The organism is Candidatus Ulvibacter alkanivorans (assembly GCF_003333325.1).
GTDB lineage: Bacteria > Bacteroidota > Bacteroidia > Flavobacteriales > Flavobacteriaceae > Ulvibacter_A > Ulvibacter_A alkanivorans.
Window position 1 is genome coordinate 1 of sequence record NZ_QOLC01000073.1, and the last position, 4,810, is coordinate 4,810.

Sequence of the window (4,810 nt, forward strand, 5' to 3'; positions counted from 1 at the left end):
TTTATTTGTATTCATATAATTATATAACAAAATAAAACAAATCACAATGAAAAGGACAGTAACCATCATAGCATGCTTTCTGCTATTCAGCACTGCCAGCCAAGCTCAAATCTTCGATAAGATCAAGAAAACAGTTGATAAGGTGGGGCAAAAAGTAAGTCTAAAAAAACTGCAACGTGATCCTGTCTCTACTTCTTTTAGCGATGTAGATAAGCGAAATACCAAACCTGAAACCTTTGGAAGTGGTGAAGTATACGCAGATATCCATGCTCAGCCCTTTACAGAGAACAACGGATTTACTTTACAACCCGGTTTTTATGAAGCAACCTTCGATAGTTTTTGTATAAAAGCAGGAACGTACGCCCCAAGCAGTGGTAGCGGACGATTTTACGCAGAATTGGATGGTCCCAAGGCAGACATTTTTGAGACGATATTACGAGCTTATGAACAAGGCAGGGTCGAAAAGCAAGATGCACAGTTACTTTTTTGGGCCATTATCGCCAAAACAGATTTCGCCAAAATGCAAGGACGTGTAAAACAAACCGCCTTACAAATTCTATCGACTGAAGAAATTGCTCGATTAAGTACCAATGTACTCGAGAATTATGCAAAAAAAGAATTAAACAAATTAAGTTACCGTTCCAAAGCAGCACGTGCTATCATAGAGGCCGAAAATAATTTACGCTCTAAGTATTACAATGCCGTTAATAGCTATGCCGAATATGAAGAAATTGCTATGCTCGCTGGAGCCGAACCTATAGTAAACGGTTGGGAAAGTGGAAAATGGACCAAGCATCCCGACGGCTATTATTTAAGATATTACCCTAGTGGATATCAAAAGACCAAGACACAAATATATGTACCAAATGAAACCGGAACCGTAAACTTCAATGGTTTTGGCGATGTAGCAGTGCCGGCACATACCAGCAGTCAGCGGTTACTTCAGTCTAATCGGCCGTATGGTGGAGGAACAGTTGCGGGAAATTCGTCTACCAACCAAAACTCAGCAATAAACTGCGATGAGGTAACTAATCCACTCATAGATCAAGCCGTTAAAAATCAAATGATTATGCAAAACTTGCCTGGCGTGGCAGTAGGTGTATTTAAGAATGGAAAGATTATCCACCTAAAAGCATACGGTTATACTAACATTGTGGAACAGAAAAAAATAACAAATCGTACGGTTATGAATTGGGCTTCGGTGTCAAAATCGGTTACGGCAGTAGCTGCACTTCAATTGCAACAAGATCCCACTATCGATTATCAGATTTCTGATCTGGTCACCAAACATTGTTCGTATTGGCCTAGCGAATTGGACTATTGCGCGCTCTACCCAGGACTATGCGACCGTAATAGCTCGCTCATTGATAGACGTTCTGGAAGAATCACCATTGAGCATTTATTGCGTAACCAGAGCGGTATTCAGCACTATGGCCGAGGTATGGATAGAGACAACAGTGGTAGCGGTGATAGAAAAACACCGTATCCTAGGATCAATGATTCATTGACTTTCTTAGAAACTAATAACTACGTTGCAGAGGCAGACGAATTCAATGCACCATCAGCTGTAGGTTTGTTTAAGAATTCTGTCATGGATTTTGAACCTGGTACAGATTTCCTGTATTCATCATACGGATTTAATCTAGCAGGTGCCACCATCGAAGAAGCAAGTCCTAATGGATATGTCGATTGGGTAATGAAAAACATTGTCGATGTTGCTAACTTGAAAAGCATGCAAGTCGTTAATGAGGAAGATCGAGAAGGTCATGATATGCCTAGAGATGGAATTTTAAAAGTAGTGGTTGACGGATCTAAAGAAAAAGTACTACCAGGCGGTGGGTGGGAATCCAACATTTGTGATTTTGCAAAGTATGCCATTGGACTGGCAAGTAATTCATACTATGACGAAACGCAAGGTACTATCTGGGATGTTAGTGGTGGGCGATATAAATACGGAGTTCGTGCCACAGGCACAGGCTCGAATCTTAAAGTATGGCATGGAGGTAAGCACAAGAACATGCGTACATATATGCATTTTTTCCCTTCTGATACCACCGGAGTGGTGCTTATGGCTCCTGCAGAATATGCTGATCTCACCTTGCTCACAAGACTAATTTATAAGTCTATTGGAGAAAGACTATCGACGTACGGCAGTTTTACACATACACCGCTAGACAAATGTCGCGTAGATATGGGAAGTGACAACGATCTCTTTAACGCAGTTTGGAGAAAAACAAACCAAGATGTATTAATTAGGACAGGAAGACCCAATAGCGAATTTTATGAAGAAGTGAAACGACTTCGCTCGGCAGGATATCATTGTAAAGATATCGAAGCCTTTGTGCACAACGGAAAATTATACTGGGACGGCGTCTTTCAGAAAGGAATTCCACCTACAAAGATGTGGCGTAATGCGAACAAACAAGCGTTTGTCGATAAATGCGACGAAATGAAACGAGATGGCTATAGATTGTACGATGTAGAGACCTACATTAATCAAGAAGGCAAAAGACTCTGGGCAGGTGTCTTTAGGAAGACCAACGATGGGTATTCGGTTCGTTTAGATCGAACCTTCACCGAATTTGCAGATGTACGCGAACAAGAAAATGCGAATGGCAAAAAGCTAATCGATATCGAAGTCTACACAAAGGACAATCAAATGTATTGGAGCGGTGTATTCACAAAAGGAGCGCCTAATTTATTGAATAGAAATTATGCTATCGACGATTTTAATACTCTCGTGGACACAAGAAGAGCTCAAGGATATAAATTAATAGATGTAGAGTATTACGAAACACAACCTGGTGGTACGATAGATTTTAAGGTAGCAGCAATATGGGAAAAAAGTAATGCTGACGAAAAACGTAGATCCTTAAATGATTTTTGCGACCTAATGGGATTCCATGAAAATATTAGTGCTCAAGGGTATGAACTGATAGATTGGAATCGAATCGGAATTGAAATTCTTGATTAGACAAATCAAACGTTACAAAAGCCAACGATGAAAACACTACTTTTAATTTTCCTACTTTCCATATTGTTTACTTCATGTGCCCAAAAAAGTTATACCGGTACCATAAACAACTGGTCGCACAACAAGGCTGATATTATATTGCCTTCCGAAGAACCTATTGTCATAGGAACGGTAAGCGATCAAGGAGAAGTTGTTCTATCATTGCAAGAAGACCTTGTCCAAACATTAAGAAGACTTCAAGCACAAGAAAATAAGAATAGTAATATCACTATTAAAAACAGCACAGTGCGAGATGCTTTCTATTGTGACGATACCATGGTAGCAGTTAAAAACGGTGAAATCGTATTAGAAAAAGCGACTTCACGAGGCACGTTTTATGTAGGAGACCTTGAGAACAAAGAACTATACGGACAATTGCGGTTATCGAGTTCTACAGCCTTTAATGAAAGCTACTTTAGTTTAGGTAAGAAAGATTTTGTGCAAGGGTACTATATCGATTACTTCTATGTTCCGGCACCGGCTTCGGTAAAAGGTGAATGTAGAACTGAAACATTTACACTAGACTTAAAAGACACCTTCTATAGTACTGTCATCTATGATATTGAACTTGAAGCTGGTTGGAATTTGGTTAAAATCGAAGTTGTAGATACGTATACAGATCAAGAGGGGAACGCACGACCTTTGGTTACCAAGATGGAATCGATCAAAGAACTGCCGGAAGAAACACAGTTTCTCTTGAGTAATTAAAACACAATAAATTGTAAAATTTCATTATGCGTACTATACATTACACACGTTACTTGCTTCTTATTTCAGTATTTCTGTTCTCATGTGGGGACACAAAAGAACAAGTTGAAAACGAATCCAATGCTAAAGTTACTATCGAACGAGTATCAGAAAAAACGGCTTCGAAAACAAAGGACAAGCAAACTAATAAGTCGAAATACATCAAAAGCAATATGGAGCGCTTGGCTACGCTTACACCTTTGACCGAAGCAGAATTTATGGCTTGGCGACCGGAAAAACTTATGGGCCTGCCCACTACTAACGTCAATACCTATGGACCGCCCAATGTTGCAATGTTTGATATCACGTATCAAGCTAACGACGAAAAAGTTCGACTTCATATCGTTGATGGAGCCGGAGAACGCGGGGCGCAACTAACAGGACCGGCACATTTGATCGCGTTTCAAGACGCCAATCAAAAGATACCGATGGGCTATATTAAAACGGTTACCGAAAATGGTATTACCGCCAAAGAACGCTATGCTCAGGTCAACGAAGAATACCAATTAGATTTCCTGTACGACGACCGACTTTATGTGAAAGTAAAAACTACTAATTTAGGAAGAGAAAAAACTTGGCAAGCCGTCGAAGCTTTTCATTTTGAAACGTTGTTGAATAACAACCAGTAAAATAAGCAGTAAGCTTCTCTCGATTATACTTCTTTGCTTAATGCTTTCTCATTGTTTTTTATGGCAACCCCTTGTCGTTTTGCGCCAAGGGCCCGGCAGGCCAGCCTACTGAATGGTAAGCCTGCCTACCGAATGGTAGGCCTGTCTACCGTATGGTTAAATTGTATGCCGCATGGCAGGCCTGTCTGCCGGGAGGCAGGCTTGTCTGCCGGGAGGCAGGCTATTCGCTATATCTCCCGTGATACGGGAGGATGCCGCTGCTATCCTTGTTGCGGGATTTTTGGTAAAATTACGTAAAAAAAACCCTCATCAAGTATGTATGATGAGGGTTTTATAAGAAGGCGGTGATTCAGTACCTGTTTCTTTTTACAAACTTGTGCTGTAAAAAGATTACAACGAACTAATCACGCCAAAGGCGTGA

General features: G+C 40.5%; 3 protein-coding genes. All 3 read left to right on the top strand.

The window, feature by feature from the left end:
* The first annotated feature begins 46 nt into the window (after positions 1-46).
* From DWA30_RS06360 to DWA30_RS06370, 3 genes are read left to right on the top strand one after another with little or no spacing between them, the layout of a single operon-like run.
* The gene (locus DWA30_RS06360) at positions 47-2,974 is read left to right on the top strand and encodes a serine hydrolase (RefSeq protein WP_114491705.1); all 2,928 of its coding nucleotides are present in this window, start codon (positions 47-49) and stop codon (positions 2,972-2,974) included.
* Positions 2,975-3,001: 27 nt separating this feature from the next.
* The gene (locus DWA30_RS06365; protein ID WP_136073167.1) at positions 3,002-3,721 is read left to right on the top strand and encodes a hypothetical protein; all 720 of its coding nucleotides are present in this window, start codon (positions 3,002-3,004) and stop codon (positions 3,719-3,721) included.
* A gap of 26 nt (positions 3,722-3,747) precedes the next feature.
* Complete coding sequence (locus DWA30_RS06370) at positions 3,748-4,389, top strand: hypothetical protein (protein WP_114491707.1); 642 nt, start codon at positions 3,748-3,750, stop codon at positions 4,387-4,389.
* Positions 4,390-4,810 lie beyond the last annotated feature (421 nt).

What these genes read in the sequence shown, in the direction of transcription:
- DWA30_RS06370 (WP_114491707.1), top strand. Translation starts at nt 3,748, where the DNA reads ATGCGTACTATACATTACACACGTTACTTGCTTCTTATTTCAGTATTT.
- DWA30_RS06365 (WP_136073167.1), top strand. Translation starts at nt 3,002, where the DNA reads ATGAAAACACTACTTTTAATTTTCCTACTTTCCATATTGTTTACTTCA.
- DWA30_RS06360 (WP_114491705.1), top strand. Translation starts at nt 47, where the DNA reads ATGAAAAGGACAGTAACCATCATAGCATGCTTTCTGCTATTCAGCACT.